The organism is Nostoc sp. (assembly GCF_036917815.1).
Classification (GTDB): Bacteria; Cyanobacteriota; Cyanobacteriia; order Cyanobacteriales; family Nostocaceae; genus Nostoc.
Genome location: NZ_JBALEK010000102.1, coordinates 18854 through 36200, shown reverse-complemented (window position 1 = coordinate 36200; position 17347 = coordinate 18854). Strand labels below are relative to the sequence as shown.

Sequence of the window (17347 nt, the reverse complement as noted above, 5' to 3'; positions counted from 1 at the left end):
CGATCGCGTAGCATCTCGTAGAGATCATCTTGATTTTGATTCCTGAATTCTGACTTTTGAATTCTTCTTAAATACCCTTTTTTAGCCTATCTAGACAAATCGACAGTCTAAATTATTGGGGATTATTCAACAATCCCCATTCATTAACTCTAATGTTTATTAGCAAAATACAGTTGTTTGGTTTTATAGGTTTAAAGTCGAATGGCAATAAACACTATATCTTGAGAGTTTTACCATTTTTACTTGCGCTCATGTTTGTTTTGGTAGTAGGAAACCAAAGCTTTAGTTCTTCGCCAAAAACAACTGAAATACTTTGGGATACTTATGGTGTGCCGCATATTTATGGCAAGGATAACCAAAGTGCCTTTCAAGCTTTTGGTTGGGCGCAGATGCAGAGTCATGGCAACCTGCTTTTGCATCTCTACGGTCAAGCACGGGGACGCGCTGCCGAATATTGGGGAGAAAAGTATTTAGAATCAGATCGTTGGGTACAAACGATGGGAGTACCAGAACGATCGCATTCTTGGTACTTAGCACAAAATCCCAAGTTTCGGCGTTATCTTGATGCTTTTGCTAGTGGAATTAACGATTATGCTCAGAAACATGGGGATTTGATTGCTGATGAAGTTGAAATTGTGCTACCAGTTAAAGGCGAAGACGTACTGGCTCACCTGATGCGGGTAATGAATTTCACTTTTATTGTCAATCCAGAAGAAGCCGCAGGTGTAACAAAAAATGAGTCACAAGCAGGGTCTAATGGTTGGGCGATCGCACCATCACATTCTGAAAATGGTCATGCTATGCTGCTAGCTAATCCCCACCTGCCTTGGTCAGATTTATTTCTGTGGTATGAAGCACAAATTACTGCACCAGGAATTGATGCTTACGGAGCTACACTGGTGGGAATTCCCGTTTTAGCGATCGCCTTTAATGATAATTTGGGTTGGACTCATACAGTAAACACCCTTGATGGCTGGGATGCCTACGAACTAAAACTAGCTGATGGTGGTTATCGCTTCGATGGTCAAGTCCGAGCTTTTAAGACCAAAACCCTGTCTTTGAAAGTGAAACAAAAAGACGGTACGCTACGCTCAAAAAAACTTGTAGTGGAAAGTTCTATCCACGGGCCAGTCATATCACGGAAAGATGGTAAAACTGTGGCACTGCGTGTTGTTGGTCTTGACCAACCAGGTGTACTACAACAGTGGTGGGATATGGCACGCTCCCAAAACCTTACCCAGTTTCAAGCTGTAGTGCAACGATTACAACTGCCGATGTTTACAGTGATGTATGCAGACAGAGAAGGGCATATCATGCATCTGTTTAACGGTCAAGTACCAATTCGTCAACAAGGCGATTTTGAATACTGGCAAGGTTTAATTCCTGGCGACACATCTAAAACCTTATGGACAAAAACTCATCCATATCAGGATTTACCACGCGTAATTGATCCAAAAAGCGGCTGGTTACAAAATACAAATGACCCACCTTGGACAACAACGTTTCCTGAGGTTCTCAACCCAGATAATTATCCCCCTTATATGGCACCGCGCGGGCCAATGGAGTTTAGATCGCAACGTTCGGTGCGGATGCTAGCAGAGGATGACAAAATCTCTTTTACTGAAATGGTTTCCGATAAACATTCAACACGTATGGAACTGGCAGATCGGCTTTTGGATGACTTGATTCCAGCCGCCCGAAAGTACGGAGGCGAATTAGCTCATCGAACTGCTGATGTACTATCAGCTTGGGATCGACAAACCAATGCAGATAGCCGAGGTGCAGTACTATTCGCTGCTTGGGTGGATGCGATAGACTTCGATAGTGTATTTAGCAAACCCTGGAGTGAAGACGCTCCACGGACTACACCTGATGGCTTGGCTAATCCTCAAAGTGCAGTCACAACACTCTTAACTGTTGCAGCTAAAGTGGAAAAAACTTATGGAAGCCTAGATGTAGCGTGGGGAGATGTTTTTCGGCTACAGTCTGGTGATGTCGATTTGCCTGCAAATGGTGGTGATGGCGGACTTGGTATTTTCCGCGTCTTCAATTTTGTTCCACTGTCAGACGGGCGCTTCAAATCTGTTTCTGGTGATTCCTATGTTGCGGCGATTGAATTTTCTCAACCTGTAAAAGCGATGGCGCTTACCAGTTACGGTAATGCAACTCAACCAGGTTCACCCCATAGCGACCAGTTGAAATTTTTAGCCCGCAAGCAGTTGCGACAAGTTTGGCGATCGCACCAGGATATTCTATCCCATTTGGCTGAACGCAAGGTATTCTAAAATCCAATATGGTTCAGTTAGTGGTCATTGTGGTCAGCTAAACCATATCTATCTTGAAACCTGTAGTTTTTCCCTGACGAAAAGGATTTGCCCTCATCCCCCACCCCCTTCTCCCAGATATGGGAGAAGGGGAGCCAGAATTTCAAAGTCCCTCTCCCATGTCTGGGAGAGGGATTTAGGGTGAGGGCAAAACTACGGTTCTCAACTTAGATGAGGTTTATACCGCAATACGCTTGGGTTAGCGCCAAAAACCTTAAACTCTGTAGGTTGGGGAGCCAGCGCGGTCTTCTCCCAAAGGGAGAGGCTAGCGCCTTTCCTTCGGAACGCTCGCTGACTTACTTAGGGTGTATTTCAACAATCAAATATGAGTCCCAATACCCTTGGGTTAAGGCTAGTACTATGAGTGAAAGTCATTTTTTTAACGTAGACGATTCGGCTTCCCGCAGGGTACCGCAGAGGCAATAGAGTTGCCAGTGCGTTGGGCGGGTTCCCCGACTTGTACCCCTCCGGGGATCTTGCTACGCGCAGCGTCTCCCCTTCTCCCAAAGGGAGAGGCTAGCGCCAAGGGAGAAGCAACTGGCGCGACACGGAGAGAGAAGAAAGAGGACGAAAAAATTGCTTAACCGAACTGTATTGATATGAGTTCTATATTTAAATTAAGTCAATATCAAATTCTGATATTATCGTCTCCCTGCTGATTAATAACTAATCGCAAAATTGACAACCCCAAAATTATCAAAAATAGCACTAGTCCAATTGTGCAAGCATAGCTAATTTCCAAATTGTTGAAGGCTTGCTCATATAGATAATAAACAATCGTTTTCGAGCTATTGAGTGGTCCTCCTTGAGTCATAATGTATACTTCTTCAAACACTTTGGTCGCAGAAATTGCCGAAATCACCGCCACTAATGCTAAATATGGTTTCATCAAAGGTATGGTAATATCCCAGTGTTTGTTAATACCATCCGAGCCATCAATGGCTGCGGCTTCGTACACATCAGAGGGAATTGATTGTAACCCCGCTAAATAAATCACCATATAGTAGCCTAGTCCCTTCCACACGGTGACAGCCATCACGCTGGCTAGAGAAATTGGTACAATACCAAGAATTTTTGCTGGGCTAGTTAGCCAAGGAATACCTTCTGGAAAAATACCTAAAACTTTTAGCAACTGATTCAGTAATCCGTTTTCTGCATAGAGCCATTTCCAAGCTATTCCCGCAACCACCATTGAAATTACTACTGGGGTATAGTATGCTGCTCTAAACCAATTCATCCCCCGTAGTTTCTGATTTACCAAAATTGCCAGTACTAAAGGAGCAATTACTAAAATTGGGACTACACCCACAAGATATAGAAAAGTGTTTTCTAAGGTTTTCCAAAAAACTGCATCTTTCCAAAGCTTGAGGAAGTTGGCTAAACCTATCCATTGTGGCGGTTGAGCAATATCTTCGTAGCTGGTAAAGCTGAGGTAAAACGCTTGCAATGCAGGCCAAAAGACAGTTAACCCCAAAAGAACTAAGGCGGGTAGCAAAAATAAATAAGGGGTTAGTCTTTGTTTGATGAACATCAAATTTTTCGGTGTAAATTGATTCATAGGAAGTTTAATAGTTGTTTAGGCTTTGTCAGAATAATTATAGGACTTACGCAAAATATCTCTCAAACTCTGATTTCTCTGTGTTCTCCGTGTCTCTGCGGTTCGTTATTCCATAACTCTTGCGTAAGTCCTAAAGGATTTGGAGATGTGAGTAGATTTAAGCTTCAATATTTGAAGGGCATATATTTGCTTTGCGATCGCTAATTAATAACTCGGAGATCAACTGCGATGGAAACTCAGCACAACGCGCCAATTGAACATCAAAATGTCCCCATAAACCACCGTGGACTACATGAATTTTTGTACAGTTCTGAGGATGAACACACCGCCATTGAGGTGAGTATAACTCCTGAACTGCCAAACAATAGCGCTGAAATCATTGACCTTGAAGCTTGGTGTGCGGCTGCTGAGAACGCAAAAATTGCAGGTGTTTACGCAGTATTGGACGCAGAACGTCTCACCCAGTACATTGGCTATTCTCGAAATGTGTTGCTTTCGCTAAACAGTCATGTCACCCAAAATGGTGAGCAAAAGTGTACTTTTGTGCGTGTGCAAGCATTCAAGTTCCCCAAGCGTCAAGAAATGGAAGATTTGCGAGATGCGTGGATAGCAGAACTCCAAAGTACGCCACCTGGTAACGCAACCGATTGCGGAATGTGGGCTAGCACGGTAGGGAATGCTGCGAAGGCGGTAATGTCAGAAGCCCAACTTCAAGCCTACGAGGAGAAAAAGCTAAAACTGCGGAAAGCAATGGCTGACACAACCCTTTCTAAAGAGTCAGAAACAGCAGATGCGAGTGAAGCCGAACGTCAGCGCCTACTTGAAGCGGCTGTGAAAAATGATGACTGGAGTATAATTATCGACGCACAGACACAAGAAACTAAGTCTTAGGTGTCAATTAAATTAGTTGTTTGTATTGAGAAATTAGTGTTTAGTTTAAATTAAACTTAGATGGTAGCACTTAGGACTTATGCAAAACTACACACGGTAGGGGCAATTCATGAATTGCCCCTACGGGTGTACCTCACGTGAACGAGAACCGCTATATAAAAACACATTTCAGTGTATGTACGGTGGTTGTGCAGATTTACCATGAATAATATGTAACAAAGAATATAGCATTAGCGACTTAAGCTAGTGAATTAAGTTTAGAAGTTAAATGACTGTCAAAAAACCCTTGGCTATCAACCAGCCAAAAGTCGCAGATCATTCGTGATCTGCGACTTTTGGCTGGGCTTACGCAAGAACAATTTGCAGCCACTCTAGGTGTTACCTATACCACGATTAATCGTTGGGTAAATAGACGCTCTAAACCGTCGCCGCTAGCGATGGAGAAGATTGAGAGGATGTTGGAGGAGATGGGCGGTCAGGGCTAGGATTTACTGGCGAAATATTTGCCGAATTAGTTCTGGCAACAGGTTTCTTTAGAAGAGAAATGCTTGTTCCGTTTGGATGTGAGCGATGGCTTGTAGCTAAACCACTATTCACGCAACGATACTCGCTTTGAAACTCAGTATAGCCCGAATCCGAGCGATCGCATCAGTTCCCAAAGTAGTCAGGATGTACCTTTTAACTTCTGTTACCTGGTTGGTAACAGCAACGATAAAGTAACTTTTCCTAGCCTCAACTCTGTTTTGGAGATGGTTTCCCAAAACATTTTTTTGGACTTCAGTTCTGGGTTCAGTCAATACAAAAAACTTGTCCGTGACAATATTCGCAAACATTGGGCTAGTCCTGATTCCAAAGGTTATCCTCAAAATTTTATTAGTTTTGGGCTTTCGAGCATTCAATTTCCTGTAGAGCGGGTTCTCAATGCTTGCGCCTTACGATTAGGAGGTCAGTTAATTACTTGGTGGACTAACCCTACTCCCGCCCCTGCGGCGATGCGTGATGTGATTAAAACAGAAATCCTGCCTAATTTACGATTAGCAGAATCTGAAAATGAGCATCAATTACTCAACAGCATTAGCCTTGGCGATAATATGAAACCCTACAGCAAGGAGGTGGCTGATTGGGTAGCAGGCTTACGCAAACGTCGCAACGACCTAAATATTCCCTTTGAGAATCTACAGCGCTTCATCTCAGTAGAACAGGACAAATACAAGTCTCACTTTTACGACAGTGATACAGACCCAAGGCGCTGGAGTGATTACTTTCAGAAGATGTGGGATAACCTGAACCAACTGATTCCTCAAAAACGCCAAGAACTCCGTCAAGTTGTCTACAAAATCATTGAAGACCGTTTTCGTGGGCCAAAGTTTGCTCGCCATTTCCTAGAAGTACTTCTAGACATCTTTACAGAGTATCGTAGCCAGTTTGACCAAGACCGACAAAAAAACTGGTTGCCTAAAGAGAATTCTGCAACTAATACTTTACAAGTTCTACTCAAGCAGATAGATGATCATGCTAAACAACTCATTGCACTAAATCGCAAAAGTCTAATTGATGAAGACTTCAAGGGAATTACACAGGCTTTGGAATCGCTGTATATATCAAAAGTAGAAGTAAAAGCCCGTACCTTGGCAGTATCTCTGTTAGATAGCTTGAAGGAAGAAATTGAGCGTTTACTGGTAGATTTGACTGCTTTAGAACGCAACTGCGAGATATTACAAGCTCGGTTTCTCGACCAAGAACAAACTTATGTTCGTGAAACTGGAGTACTAACAGTCAACGGAATTTTAATTTATGACAGCAAAGATGTAGACGAAATTTATAACAAGACTATTGCAGAAAAGCAGGAGAGTATCTACCAGACAATTTCGCAGCAGATATTGAGCGAGTTAGGGACAAAACTGTTTGATCTATACACCTTTGACAACTTGAGGCTCAAGGATTTGTTTGAGCGAATTTTGAATCGCTCTTTGGATGAATTTGTCGGTAGCGGTAAGATGCAAATCTCTACAGCTCGCAAGTTCCTGGAAGAGTACCCAACTGTTGAACAGCAGGAAGCTCAGATTAAAACTATCTTTGAAAAAAGTGAGCCTTTCTTACGCTTCAGTCAAGAGCAGGCTCGATTAGGTTGGGAAGATAGAGCAGAAAAGCGGCAAACCATAGTCGGTATTCAAGGCGGTAATAAACCTACAGACCCGGCTGTAAGTATAATACTCCCGATGATTCGTAAGACTAGCACACTTACTGATAAAGATATTCGTCCTTTAGGTGACTCTCACCACATTTACTTTGTTCAAGAAATTGGAGCCTTTCCTCTCAGACTGATTGAGGGGATGGATAGGATGCGGACAGTTTATCGGTCTGTGTCTCAGTCAGATAAGAATCCTTTGCATACCCATCAGGATTATCGCCAGTTTCAAGACCATATGCCGGCAACTCAAGCTGAAGTCCAGGCCAAACAAAATTTGATTCTGGCTCAAGTTTTTGGCTTAGTGGTTGAGGAAGAAAATTCAATTACTAAATACTCTGAAATACGTTTTCATTATCAAGACAAATTGACAGGGTTGAAAAAGACCCAGATTCTTGGAAATGACTGGCAAGAAGCCGAAGAATACCTCGTTAGTGACCATAATCGCAGAGTCCGGGAGATTTTGGAAGATGCACTACAAAATGTCGGTCAAAAAGCGGTTACAAAAGCCGAAAAACAGGGGCTTTACCAAAAACTTATGGCACATTTGAGAGAACTAGAAAAGACTCTTACCGGTGGTAAAGACAATATTAACTTCCGTAAGCAAGAAGTAGCGATCGAGGATTACGTAAAGACTTACAGCTTGTTTATTCCTGCTGAGACTATATGTGCATCTGTGCAAAAATCTGCTGAACTTCCCAAAACTTCACCAGCTAATTCTACAGCATCAGAAGACCTGGATAGTAATTTAGAAAAGTTCACCAAGTTAGTAGAAACCTGTTATCGTCGTGGCAATCCTTCTGAAAACCAAGTGCAAATGCTAGAGCATTTTCGCCAGAAGTATGGCGTTTCTAAAGCAACCTCTGACCAAATTATTGCTAAATTCTCCTGTGGGAATTCCCAGCAACAAGCTCTCTATGAGTATGGTTTGATGTATCGAGCTTTTCTAGAAAGCAATACTGAAATTGATTTTGAGCAACAGACACAGTTGCTTGAACTTCAAGAAGAATTAGGGCTGACTAATAAACAAGTTTCCACTATGGAAGCCAATATACAAGAAGAACTGGGATTAAAAGGAGCGAGATGAAAAGATGCTAAACGAACACAATAATATTACTTGCTCTAAGTGTGGTCATGATCGGAACGCCTCAACTCTAAAAAAGTGCGAAATTTGCGGAAACAAGCTAGATCAGAGTAATTCATCTACAAAAAGTAAATCTAAGAATCGAGTAGTATTGCCTTTAGCTCTTATTATTACTGCTGGTTTAGGTATAGGTGGTTTTTGGTTACTAAATAAAAAGTCATTCAACTTCATTCCGAGTCTCCAAAATAACATTAATAAAACCGATCAACTAACTCTTCTAGGTGACACCTTTAGTGGCTACAGTACCTTTCGGAGTAAAGAGTTTAAATCTAGCAAAGAATCGGGAGTTAACCTGCATTATGAAGATGAGTTCGATCAGGCTAAACGATCTGAACTTTTGAACCAGGGGAAAGCTAACTTATTAGTAACGACACTTGATCAATTTCTCAAACAAAAACCTCAAGGAAAAATTGTTGGGCTAATTGACCGCACAATCGGTGCAGATGCGGTTGTTTTGAATACAAAAAAGTATTCCAACTTGAAGTCACTTTTGGATCTTAATGTATTAATACAGCAGATGCGATCGCAGGGAAAGCAGTTGAGCATTACTTTTGCTGGTGATACCCCCAGTGAATATCTGGCTCTCATGCTAAGTACTAAATTTGATCAGTTCAAGTTGTCAGATTTTCAAGTGAATAAGGTAGCAGATGCTTCTGAAGGTTGGAAGCTTTTGCAAGACCCCAATCAAAATGTAGCAGTTGCTGTTCTCTGGGAGCCTTATATCACCAAAGCTCGACAGCAGGGGTATACAGTTGTCTTATCTAGCAAAGATGTACCTGGGGCAATTGTAGATGTGATTGTTGCCTCCAACCAGCTTATTCAATCTCAACCTGAGAAAATTTCCGAACTTTTGACAACTTACTATCGTCGCATTGATAGCAATCTTCGTGATACTTCGCAGTTCCAAAATCAGATTGCTGAGGATGGGAAACTATCACCCAGCGATGCCAATTTTGTTTTAGAAGGTATTGATTTTTTTCCCGCTCTTGAAGCTAAAGACTGGTTAACAAATGGCACATTAGAGAAACGAATTGGCTCTACGGCTGCGGTTTTGACATTGGCAGGTAAACTGAATCAGGTTCCTGAAAATCCCAAAGATTTGTTTACCTCTGAGTTCATCACTAAGGCTGCGAACAACAGTCAAAATCTGATTGAATTGGTGCGTGCTGATAACCCAGAACTAGCAGACAGGCTAACAGGAAAAGGAAAAGTACTTGCTTCCAATAACAAACTCAATGCTAACCAAATTAAAGCTGCTCCTAATATAGGGAATTTGCAAGTACGAGGAGATGTGAAATTTGGTATTGCTTCTGCTCAACTTGAGGATGAGGGTAAGCAAACACTCAATCAGTTGGCTCAGGAAATTTCGGAATTCAATCTGCAAACTGTAGCTGTAAGAGTAATTGGGCATACATCTCAGATTGGCTCTGCTGACTTCAACCAAAAACTTAGCCAACAACGAGCGCAGGTAGTAGGTAATTATCTACGTTTGCGAAATATCAAGCACAATATTGTGGTTGAAGGTGAAGGCTTTAGCCAACTGCTACCCGGCATTTCTCCAAATGACCCTCGCAACCAACGCACAGAAATTCGTCTAGTTAGGATTAATTAACTGAAGTCAAACAATTTTGGATTTTAGATTTGCGATCGCGAGGAACGAGCGCTTTTTAGATTCACTCCGACCATAAGGGGCTTGGTATGTACCAAAAAACTTTTTTAATCTAAAATCTAAAGTCATCTAATTGAGTTGTTCAGTTTAGCTTGCAAATTATCTAGAGGAGACTTAATGAAAGTTCGCAATATGCTGTCTTGGTTTTGTGTGTTTTTGGTCAGTTTAATAGTTACAGTCAGTTGTACCCCCTCCCAAACTCATACTTCAAACACTGCTTCTACTCCATCAGCAATTAAGGCAATTCAAATTGGGTTTAGTGCTTGGCCTGGTTGGTTTCCCTGGCAGGTGGCTCAAGAACAAGATTTATTTACAGCGAATAAAGTTAAAGCCAATCTAAAGTGGTTTGATGGCTATTTAGATTCCATCAATGCCCTAGCGACAACTCAACTTGATGGTAATAGCCAGACTCTGAATGACACCATCAGTTCAGTGGCGGCTGGAGCAGATTTAGTAATTGTGCTGACGAATGATAATTCTCAAGGCAATGACCAAATTATTGTGCGGCAAGGAATCAATTCCATCAAAGATTTGAAGGGTAAAAAGGTGGCAGCAGAAGAGGGAACAGTAGACCACTTTTTATTACTACTAGGATTAGAAAAAGCAGGTTTGACCCAAGCGGATATTCAGTTTCAACCTTTGGAGACGGGTGCGGCGGCGGCGGCTTTTGCTGCTGGTAAATTGGATGCAGTTGGCGTGTTTGCTCCCTTTACTAGCAAAGCATTATTACTTCCTGGAAGTAAGACTTTATTCTCTTCTACTGACTTTCCCGGTGCGATTTCCGATCACTTGGTGGTTACACGCAAGATGATTCAAGAACGACCCCAGGATGTACAAGCCTTAGTAAATACATGGTTTGAAACCCTCAAATTTATCGCAGCTAATAAACAGAAGGCAACAGAAATTATTGCCAAACGAGCGGGCACTAATCTAAAAGAATACCAACAATACGAAGCAGGTACTGCTATTTTCACCTTAGAACAAAATCTCAAAGCCTTTGCTCCTGGTAATGACAGGGCTTCCTTATCGTTTACCGCTAAGGAAATTAGTAAGTCTTTATTAAAAAGTGGTCTGATTAAGCAAGAACCAGACTTAAGTAAACTGTTTGATGACCGCTTTGTTAAAGCCTACGCTGATAAAGCTGGAAAGGTTTGAGGATCTTATGGGTAAGGCGTATGGAGGAGCGATCGCATGATTCAATCTACTGATGTTCAGCCACAAATGTTATCACCAACAGTATTTTGGCGGATTGCAGAGGACATTCCTAAAAGATTGACTGGAATTTTGGTCATCCTGTCCCTTGTCTTGCCGATCTGCTTGTGGTGGATTGTCTCTAGCTGGGTTGCTAGTAAGGGTGGAACCAATTCTATGTTCCTACCGACTCCTGTACAAGTTTTAGCGGCAATTCAGAGACTCTGGTTAGATGGAACATTGCTCAAAGACATCCAGTTCAGCATGTTTCGAGTGCTGACTGGTTTTTTCCTAGCAGCAGTCATTTCAATTCCTGTGGGGACACTCATGGGAACATTTGCTAGTGTGCGATCGCTCTTAGAACCGATCATTGGCATCATTCGCTATATGCCTGCGCCTGCTTTCATCCCACTGTTAATTTTATATTTTGGCTTGGATGAATTGCCAAAGATTCTGCTGATTTTTATCGGCACCTTTTTCTTTAATACGTTGATGGTTATGGATGGAGTAAAGTTTATTCCCAAAGAATTGATTGAAACTACATATACTTTGGGGGGAAAGCGCAGTCAAATTTTGTTGCAGGTAATTTTTCCCTACCTCCTACCTGCCATCATTGATGCCTGTCGAGTGAACATGGCAGCAGCATGGAATTTAGTTATCGTCGCGGAACTAGTAGCAGCGACTGAAGGATTGGGAAAAAGAATTAGTGTTGCTCAACGTTTTTTAAGAACTGATGAAATCTTTGCTGGACTAATTGTAATCGGTTTGATTGGTTTGGGAATTGACTTGTTATTCCGATTATTACTGAGAGTTTCCTGTCGGTGGGCAACGAAATAATTTATCTTCTATAACTATACATTTATGCATCTAGAAGTTGCTAATCTTCACAAACAATTTCAAACCCGCAACGGTACAATAGTTGCCCTCAAAGACATCAATATCCATATCAAAAAAGGTGAATTTGTCTGTGCTGTCGGGGCATCTGGCTCAGGGAAAACGACTTTATTACGCCTGATTGCGGGACTTGATACTCTCACTGCCGGTGAAATACGGGTTGATGGAGTGAAAGTCACAGGACCAGGAGCCGATCGGGGTATGGTGTTTCAAAACTATTCTCTCTACCCCTGGATGAATGTAGCAGATAACGTTGGCTTTGGGTTAAAGCTGAGGGGCGTACCCAAGCTCAAAAGGCAACAGCAGGTTTCTTACTACCTAGATGTGGTAGGCTTAACTCAATTTGCCAAGGCACTACCCAAAGAACTATCAGGAGGTATGCAACAGCGAGTAGCGATCGCTCGTGTTTTAGTATCTCAGCCTAAAATTCTCCTCATGGATGAACCATTTGGTGCTTTGGATGCCCAAACAAAAGAGATGATGCAACAATTTCTTCTGGAGTTGTGGAGAAATACAGGTACAACTATTTTTATGATTACTCATGATGTTGAGGAAGCAGTTTTTGTATCACAGCGAATTTATGTCCTCACCTCACATCCTGGAAGCATTAAAACTGAACTAACTATAGATTTCCCCATTGAGCGAACCTACCATATCAAAAGAAATTGTAATTTTAAAGAGTATAAAGAAACTGTGCTAGAGCTAATGCGTTTTGAAAGTGGAAAACATGTATTTACGGTAGCGTAATCACAATAATTTTATTATGAAAACTTTAGCGGACTACAATCTTAAACAGCAGAAATAGCACAAACTTGTAATCCCACAGGCGTCTGAATAATCACAGATTCCACACCGAAGACTTGAGCGATCGCACTTGGTGTCAGAACTTGTTTAGGTGTACCAACTTCCCAAATACGACCCTGTTTTAATAATGCAATGCGAGAACTATACCGGGCTGCTAAATTCAGTTCGTGTAAAACTGTGACGATAGTTAATTCCTGCTGCTGATTCAGTTCTTTAAGCAGTTCTAATAGTTGCAATTGATAGTTGATATCTAAAAAAGTTGTCGGTTCATCTAATAGTAAAACTCTTGGTTCTTGCGCTAGTGCTAAAGCTAAAAAAGCCCGTTGTCTTTCACCACCTGAGAGTTGTTCGACTAAGCGATCGCTTAATTTTTCTAGTTGCGTCTTTTTAATTGCAGCTTCCACTTTGATCCAATCTTCAGCCTTTAATTCCCATTGCCACCAAGATTGATGTGGCGTGCGTCCTAAACTTACTAATTGTCGCACTGTTAAGCCAACGGGAACCGTTTGTTGTTGCGGTAATAATGCCAATTTCTGTGCAACTAAATTTGGCGGTTGAGAGTGAATTGCTTTGCCATCAAGTAGCACTGTTCCCTGTTGGGGCGATAAAATACGACTCAGCAATTTGAGTAAAGTAGATTTACCTGAGCCATTAGCACCAACTAAACTCAACCATTCTCCTGTTTGCAGCGTGAGGTTAATGTCTTGAACAATTGGCACTAAGGCATAACCGCCTGTGAGATTTTGTAGTTCTAGTGGCATTTCAAAAATTCCCAAATGAGAAACTTCATCTTACAAGATTTGGGTAGATTATTTAACACTCTTTAGGACTTACGCATTGACAAAGTACTAGTCTAACTCGTACATCTGCTGATGTTTAACTAAAAGCTCTTGATATTTATCATTTGTCTTTGCTAATACCCACTTTGCTTGAAATATTGCTGCTGATTCCGCTTTAACTGGGTCTACTTCATCAGGAAGAATCTCTTTTTTGGAATCTGAAGTTTCCGAATTTTGTTTATATTTCCTACCGCTTTTATGATTAGCATAACGTCGAGAGCGAGTATAACCCATTTGGATAAACTTTCGTGCCATATCTGCGCCAACAAAATCATCTTGTTCTAGATAAACAAGGAACATATAGTAGATTTTTTCACTTGACTCTCTAGCAATATCAGGAGTTTTGAACCGCCAATAGGGAAGAATTTCTGATTTGTATGGTTCAACCAAAAGTACACCCTGCTCACCCTTGCCAACCCGATAGAGTTCAGGATGTTGGCGAAAATCAATATTTTTAAAGTCTAAAGAATAATCAAATGGCATGATAGATTTTTATTAGGAATAATAAACTTGAAGAAAAAAGTTCAACTTCTATCCTAGTAAAAAAATTTGGTTCTACTATGCTATCTAGCACCCAATCTGTGAACAGTGTCCTTGCACCAGGAAATCTGCGTAAAGTGCATCACATTGCCCTCAACGTCCAGGATATGCAAGCTTCCCGCTACTTTTATGGCACAATCTTAGGTTTGCATGAACTTACAGGCGACGAAGTACCCGCAACCCTGCTGGAACTTGTCGCATCTGGGAAAGTAGCCAACTTCATCACCCCGGATGGGACGATATTGGATTTATTTGGGGAACCCGATTTAACACCACCAAATCCAGATCCAGAAAAGACTTTCACCAGAGCCTACCATCTAGCCTTTGACATAGATCCGCAGTTATTCGATCGCGCGGTGACAGTGATCAGAGAAAATAAAATAGCGATCGCTCATGGCCCAGTCACTCGTCCTACTGGTAGGGGTGTGTATTTTTACGATCCAGATGGCTTTATGATTGAAATTCGTTGCGATCCAGATGTTCATTAAATAATTAATTATTTGTCAGCAAAAAACGGGAAGTACTTCTATGACAGCACTGACATTAAACCTTAATTCTGTTCTTAAACTGACAAGAGATCAGTTTTATCAACTGTGTCAAGAAAACCCCGATTTACAATTAGAACGCAATGCCCAAGGAGAATTAGTCATAATGCCACCAACGGGAGGAGAGACTGGAAGAAGTAACGTTAATTTAATTCTGCAATTAGCATCATGGAATGAACAAAAGCAACTAGGTGAAGTTTTTGATTCTTCCACTGGATTTACTTTACCAAATGGTGCTGATCGTTCTCCTGATGTTTCGTGGGTGGAAAAATCTCGTGGGGATAGTTTGACAAAAAAACAAAGAGAAAAATTTATTCCTTTATGTCCTGACTTTGCAATTGAAATAATGTCGCCATCTGATACCTTGAAAAAAGTTCAAGAAAAAATGTCTGAGTATATGTCAAATGGTTGTCGCTTAGGTTGGCTAATAAATCGAAAAAAACAGGAAGTAGAAATTTATCGTCCTGGACAAGATGTGGAAATTGTCAAATCACCTCAAGCTCTTTCTGGAGAAAGTGTTTTACCTGGTTTTGTACTCACTCTGAAAAAAATTTGGGGATAATAATGTTTGAAAATGCTCGGATCAAACACACGGTAGGGTAGAATGTCACTTAACTTAAACTGGATTTAGATCCCCGACTTCTTAAATAAGTCGAGGATCTAGGCAACAACAAAGGACAATAGTTAATCTACTATGAGCGTTAAACTTATGCAAATATTTAAAGTAATCGAAGAGACAATTACAAAACCGCCAATTCCACACGAACCATACAAGCAATCATTGAAAGCTTGGGCGATGTATTGTTTGCGAGACAAAGGTTTTAAAGTCGTTTATGCCCAAAATGCCGACTTTGCCATTGAAACTAAAGGCGCAGAAAAGCTCTATTTTAAAGTTTCAAATAGCGCCGATGATTTAGATAATTCTATTAATTGGATTGTTTGGGATAGTGTAAGCAAAAGCGTCAGTCTCATTATTCAAAAATAGACCATTTGATGTTCTGGCGAATTTAATCCCAACTGCAACACAGCCAATACTTGCTGCATATTGCCAGCAAGTAAATCAGACATTGACAACCATAAACCAGGAAATACTTGACTTTTGATAATTCCATCTGCGTCCACTTCTAAAGATACATATTCTCCTCGTTGCAGACGAAACCAATCTAATTTGTTTTCAAATATTTGCCAAACAATATATTCTTTTATCCCGTTACGACCATAGACTTTTTTCTTGTCATGTAAATCAATAGCAACACTGCTAGCTGCTATCTCTATTACGAGTTCTGGCGCACCTTCGATGTAATCATCATCACTCAAACGAGATTGTCCTTGAGATTTTGGCGTTATTAATAGCACTCCATCTGGTTGTGGTTCATTGTCTCGATCTAAGCGGACTGTTGGCTCAATTCCCAATCTCACACCAGGAGTAGCAATTTGGTAAGTCCACAACCAACCTATTAGATGACCGTGTGGTTCAGCATGACTTTCAAAGCGTAATGGGGATGCCAAATATACAACTCCTTCAATTAATTCTGCCTTTTGATAACGGGGCATTGCTTGATAGCGGCGCTCAAATTCGTAGCGAGTGAGGCGATCGCCATTTTCTAAAGGAGGAATTCGCTGCTTGAGTGATAGGTTGACCATGATTTTCTGCTCTACCAAGGAGTCTTACTTCATTATGCCTTGGTGCATATTTTTCTACACATTTACCAGCCAAAGGCTTACTCCCCTGACAGCAACAAAAATTTTTCCGCTTCCCTCTCCTCGTAGGAGCTATGGTGTACACACAAGTCTTCTAAGATTACTCCACAAGCTTATGATCCCCCCAACCCTCCGATAAATTGGGGGGCAAAAACCTCTCAAAGTCCCCCTTAAAAAGGGGGATTTAGGGCGATCTTTAACGATTTTGATTTGGAACAGAGATGTGTATACACGGTAGCCTCGTAGGAGAGGGTTAGGGAGAGGTAGGGAAGGGATGGGGATTAGGTCTGTATTGAACTCAACTAAGAACTGCTAATAACTTTCCGCCTTTGCTTTTTTATCCGAAATCATTTTCAGATTTACTTGTTAGGCTGAGGAGTTAGCCGCAGATAGGGTTTAACTTCCTTGTAACCTTTGGGAAATTTCTCTTTGAGTACTTCTGGATCTTTGAGTGAGGGGACAATTACGACATCCTCTCCATCTTTCCAGTCAGCTGGTGTGGCCACGCTATAGTTATCAGTCAATTGCAGAGAATCAATCACCCGTAAAAGTTCATCAAAGTTGCGTCCCGTGCTGGGAGGGTAGGTGAAAGTGAGACGGAGTTTCTTCTTGGGGTCAATCACAAAAACCGATCGCACTGTCACAGCCGCATTAGCATTGGGGTGGATCATATCGTAAAGGTCAGAAACCTTACGATCTGCGTCTGCCAAAATTGGGTAGTTGAGGGTGGTGCTTTGAGTTTCTTCAATGTCTCCCACCCAGCCTTTGTGAGATTCTACATCATCAACGCTGAGTGCGATCGCTTTGACATTGCGCTTGTCAAATTCTGGTTTGAGCTTGGCAACTGTGCCGAGTTCTGTTGTGCAAACAGGTGTAAAATCAGCAGGGTGAGAGAACAGCACAATCCAGCTGTCACCTGCCCATTCGTAAAAATCGATGTCGCCGTGTGTTGAGGCTTGCGTAAAGTTGGGTACTGTGTCACCTAGACGGAGAGCCATGTGAGATTCCCTGTAGTTAGAAAAGCATATATATTCTAGTATGCAATCATGACATAAAACC

The 17347-nt window shown here is 41.5% G+C and carries 15 protein-coding genes and 1 pseudogene; 11 read left to right on the top strand and 5 right to left on the bottom strand.

The genetic code is table 11. The features are described from left to right. The first annotated feature begins 251 nt into the window (after window positions 1-251). Window positions 252-2285 (top strand): acylase, encoded by a 2034-nt coding sequence (locus V7K97_RS31370; protein WP_334804883.1) that lies wholly within the window; start codon window positions 252-254, stop codon window positions 2283-2285. Window positions 2286-2952: 667 nt separating this feature from the next. Here V7K97_RS31370 and V7K97_RS31365 read toward each other — a convergent pair. Further along, window positions 2953-3882 carry a carbohydrate ABC transporter permease gene (locus V7K97_RS31365; protein ID WP_334804882.1) on the bottom strand — a complete coding sequence of 310 codons (930 nt, stop codon included), beginning with the start codon at window positions 3880-3882 and terminating at the stop codon, window positions 2953-2955. A 228-nt stretch (window positions 3883-4110) separates the two neighbouring features. Between V7K97_RS31365 and V7K97_RS31360 the strand changes: the two genes are divergently transcribed. From V7K97_RS31360 to V7K97_RS31330, 7 genes and pseudogenes are all read left to right on the top strand, one after another. Further along, entirely contained in the window at window positions 4111-4773 is a 663-nt protein-coding gene (locus tag V7K97_RS31360) for a GIY-YIG nuclease family protein (RefSeq protein WP_334804881.1), read from the top strand. Window positions 4774-5108: 335 nt separating this feature from the next. Next, window positions 5109-5258, top strand: coding sequence for a helix-turn-helix domain-containing protein (locus V7K97_RS31355; RefSeq protein ID WP_334804880.1), 150 nt, complete (start codon window positions 5109-5111; stop codon window positions 5256-5258). A gap of 156 nt (window positions 5259-5414) precedes the next feature. Further along, window positions 5415-8048, top strand: a pseudogene (locus V7K97_RS31350) (tubulin-like doman-containing protein); the annotation flags it as partial. 148 nt (window positions 8049-8196) lie between these two features. Beyond that, entirely contained in the window at window positions 8197-9717 is a 1521-nt protein-coding gene (locus tag V7K97_RS31345; RefSeq protein ID WP_334804879.1) for a phosphate ABC transporter substrate-binding/OmpA family protein, read from the top strand. 174 nt (window positions 9718-9891) lie between these two features. Then, window positions 9892-10929 carry an ABC transporter substrate-binding protein gene (locus V7K97_RS31340; RefSeq protein ID WP_334804878.1) on the top strand — a complete coding sequence of 346 codons (1038 nt, stop codon included), beginning with the start codon at window positions 9892-9894 and terminating at the stop codon, window positions 10927-10929. Between the two features lie 36 nt (window positions 10930-10965). Next, window positions 10966-11802: an ABC transporter permease gene (locus V7K97_RS31335; RefSeq protein WP_334804877.1), complete on the top strand. Its 837-nt coding sequence runs from the start codon at window positions 10966-10968 to the stop codon at window positions 11800-11802. A gap of 24 nt (window positions 11803-11826) precedes the next feature. Continuing rightward, window positions 11827-12606: an ABC transporter ATP-binding protein gene (locus tag V7K97_RS31330; RefSeq protein WP_334804876.1), complete on the top strand. Its 780-nt coding sequence runs from the start codon at window positions 11827-11829 to the stop codon at window positions 12604-12606. Window positions 12607-12647: 41 nt separating this feature from the next. On the opposite strand, the gene V7K97_RS31325 is transcribed toward V7K97_RS31330, so the two are convergent. Both V7K97_RS31325 and V7K97_RS31320 read right to left on the bottom strand, forming a co-directional pair. Continuing rightward, window positions 12648-13424 carry an ABC transporter ATP-binding protein gene (locus tag V7K97_RS31325; protein ID WP_334804875.1) on the bottom strand — a complete coding sequence of 259 codons (777 nt, stop codon included), beginning with the start codon at window positions 13422-13424 and terminating at the stop codon, window positions 12648-12650. A gap of 87 nt (window positions 13425-13511) precedes the next feature. Further along, a complete protein-coding gene (locus V7K97_RS31320) occupies window positions 13512-13985 on the bottom strand; it encodes a DUF4385 domain-containing protein (protein ID WP_334804874.1) in 474 nt (157 codons plus the stop codon). 77 nt (window positions 13986-14062) lie between these two features. On the opposite strand from V7K97_RS31320, the gene V7K97_RS31315 reads away from it, so the two are divergent. The 3 genes from V7K97_RS31315 to V7K97_RS31305 all read left to right on the top strand — a co-directional run bounded on the left by V7K97_RS31315 (window position 14063) and on the right by V7K97_RS31305 (window position 15572). Further along, on the top strand, window positions 14063-14530 hold the full coding sequence (locus V7K97_RS31315; protein ID WP_334804873.1) for a VOC family protein: 468 nt from the start codon (window positions 14063-14065) through the stop codon (window positions 14528-14530). A gap of 40 nt (window positions 14531-14570) precedes the next feature. Continuing rightward, on the top strand, window positions 14571-15149 hold the full coding sequence (locus tag V7K97_RS31310; protein ID WP_334804872.1) for a Uma2 family endonuclease: 579 nt from the start codon (window positions 14571-14573) through the stop codon (window positions 15147-15149). Between the two features lie 147 nt (window positions 15150-15296). After that, entirely contained in the window at window positions 15297-15572 is a 276-nt protein-coding gene (locus tag V7K97_RS31305) for a hypothetical protein (protein WP_334804940.1), read from the top strand. Here the strand turns inward: V7K97_RS31305 and V7K97_RS31300 are convergent. Both V7K97_RS31300 and V7K97_RS31295 read right to left on the bottom strand, forming a co-directional pair. Then, window positions 15563-16231, bottom strand: a complete 669-nt coding sequence (locus tag V7K97_RS31300; protein ID WP_334804871.1) for a Uma2 family endonuclease — start codon at window positions 16229-16231, stop codon at window positions 15563-15565. The genes V7K97_RS31305 and V7K97_RS31300 overlap by 10 nt on opposite strands. A 416-nt stretch (window positions 16232-16647) precedes the next feature. After that, window positions 16648-17286, bottom strand: coding sequence for a peroxiredoxin (locus V7K97_RS31295; protein ID WP_334804870.1), 639 nt, complete (start codon window positions 17284-17286; stop codon window positions 16648-16650). Between the last annotated feature and the right edge of the window lie 61 nt (window positions 17287-17347).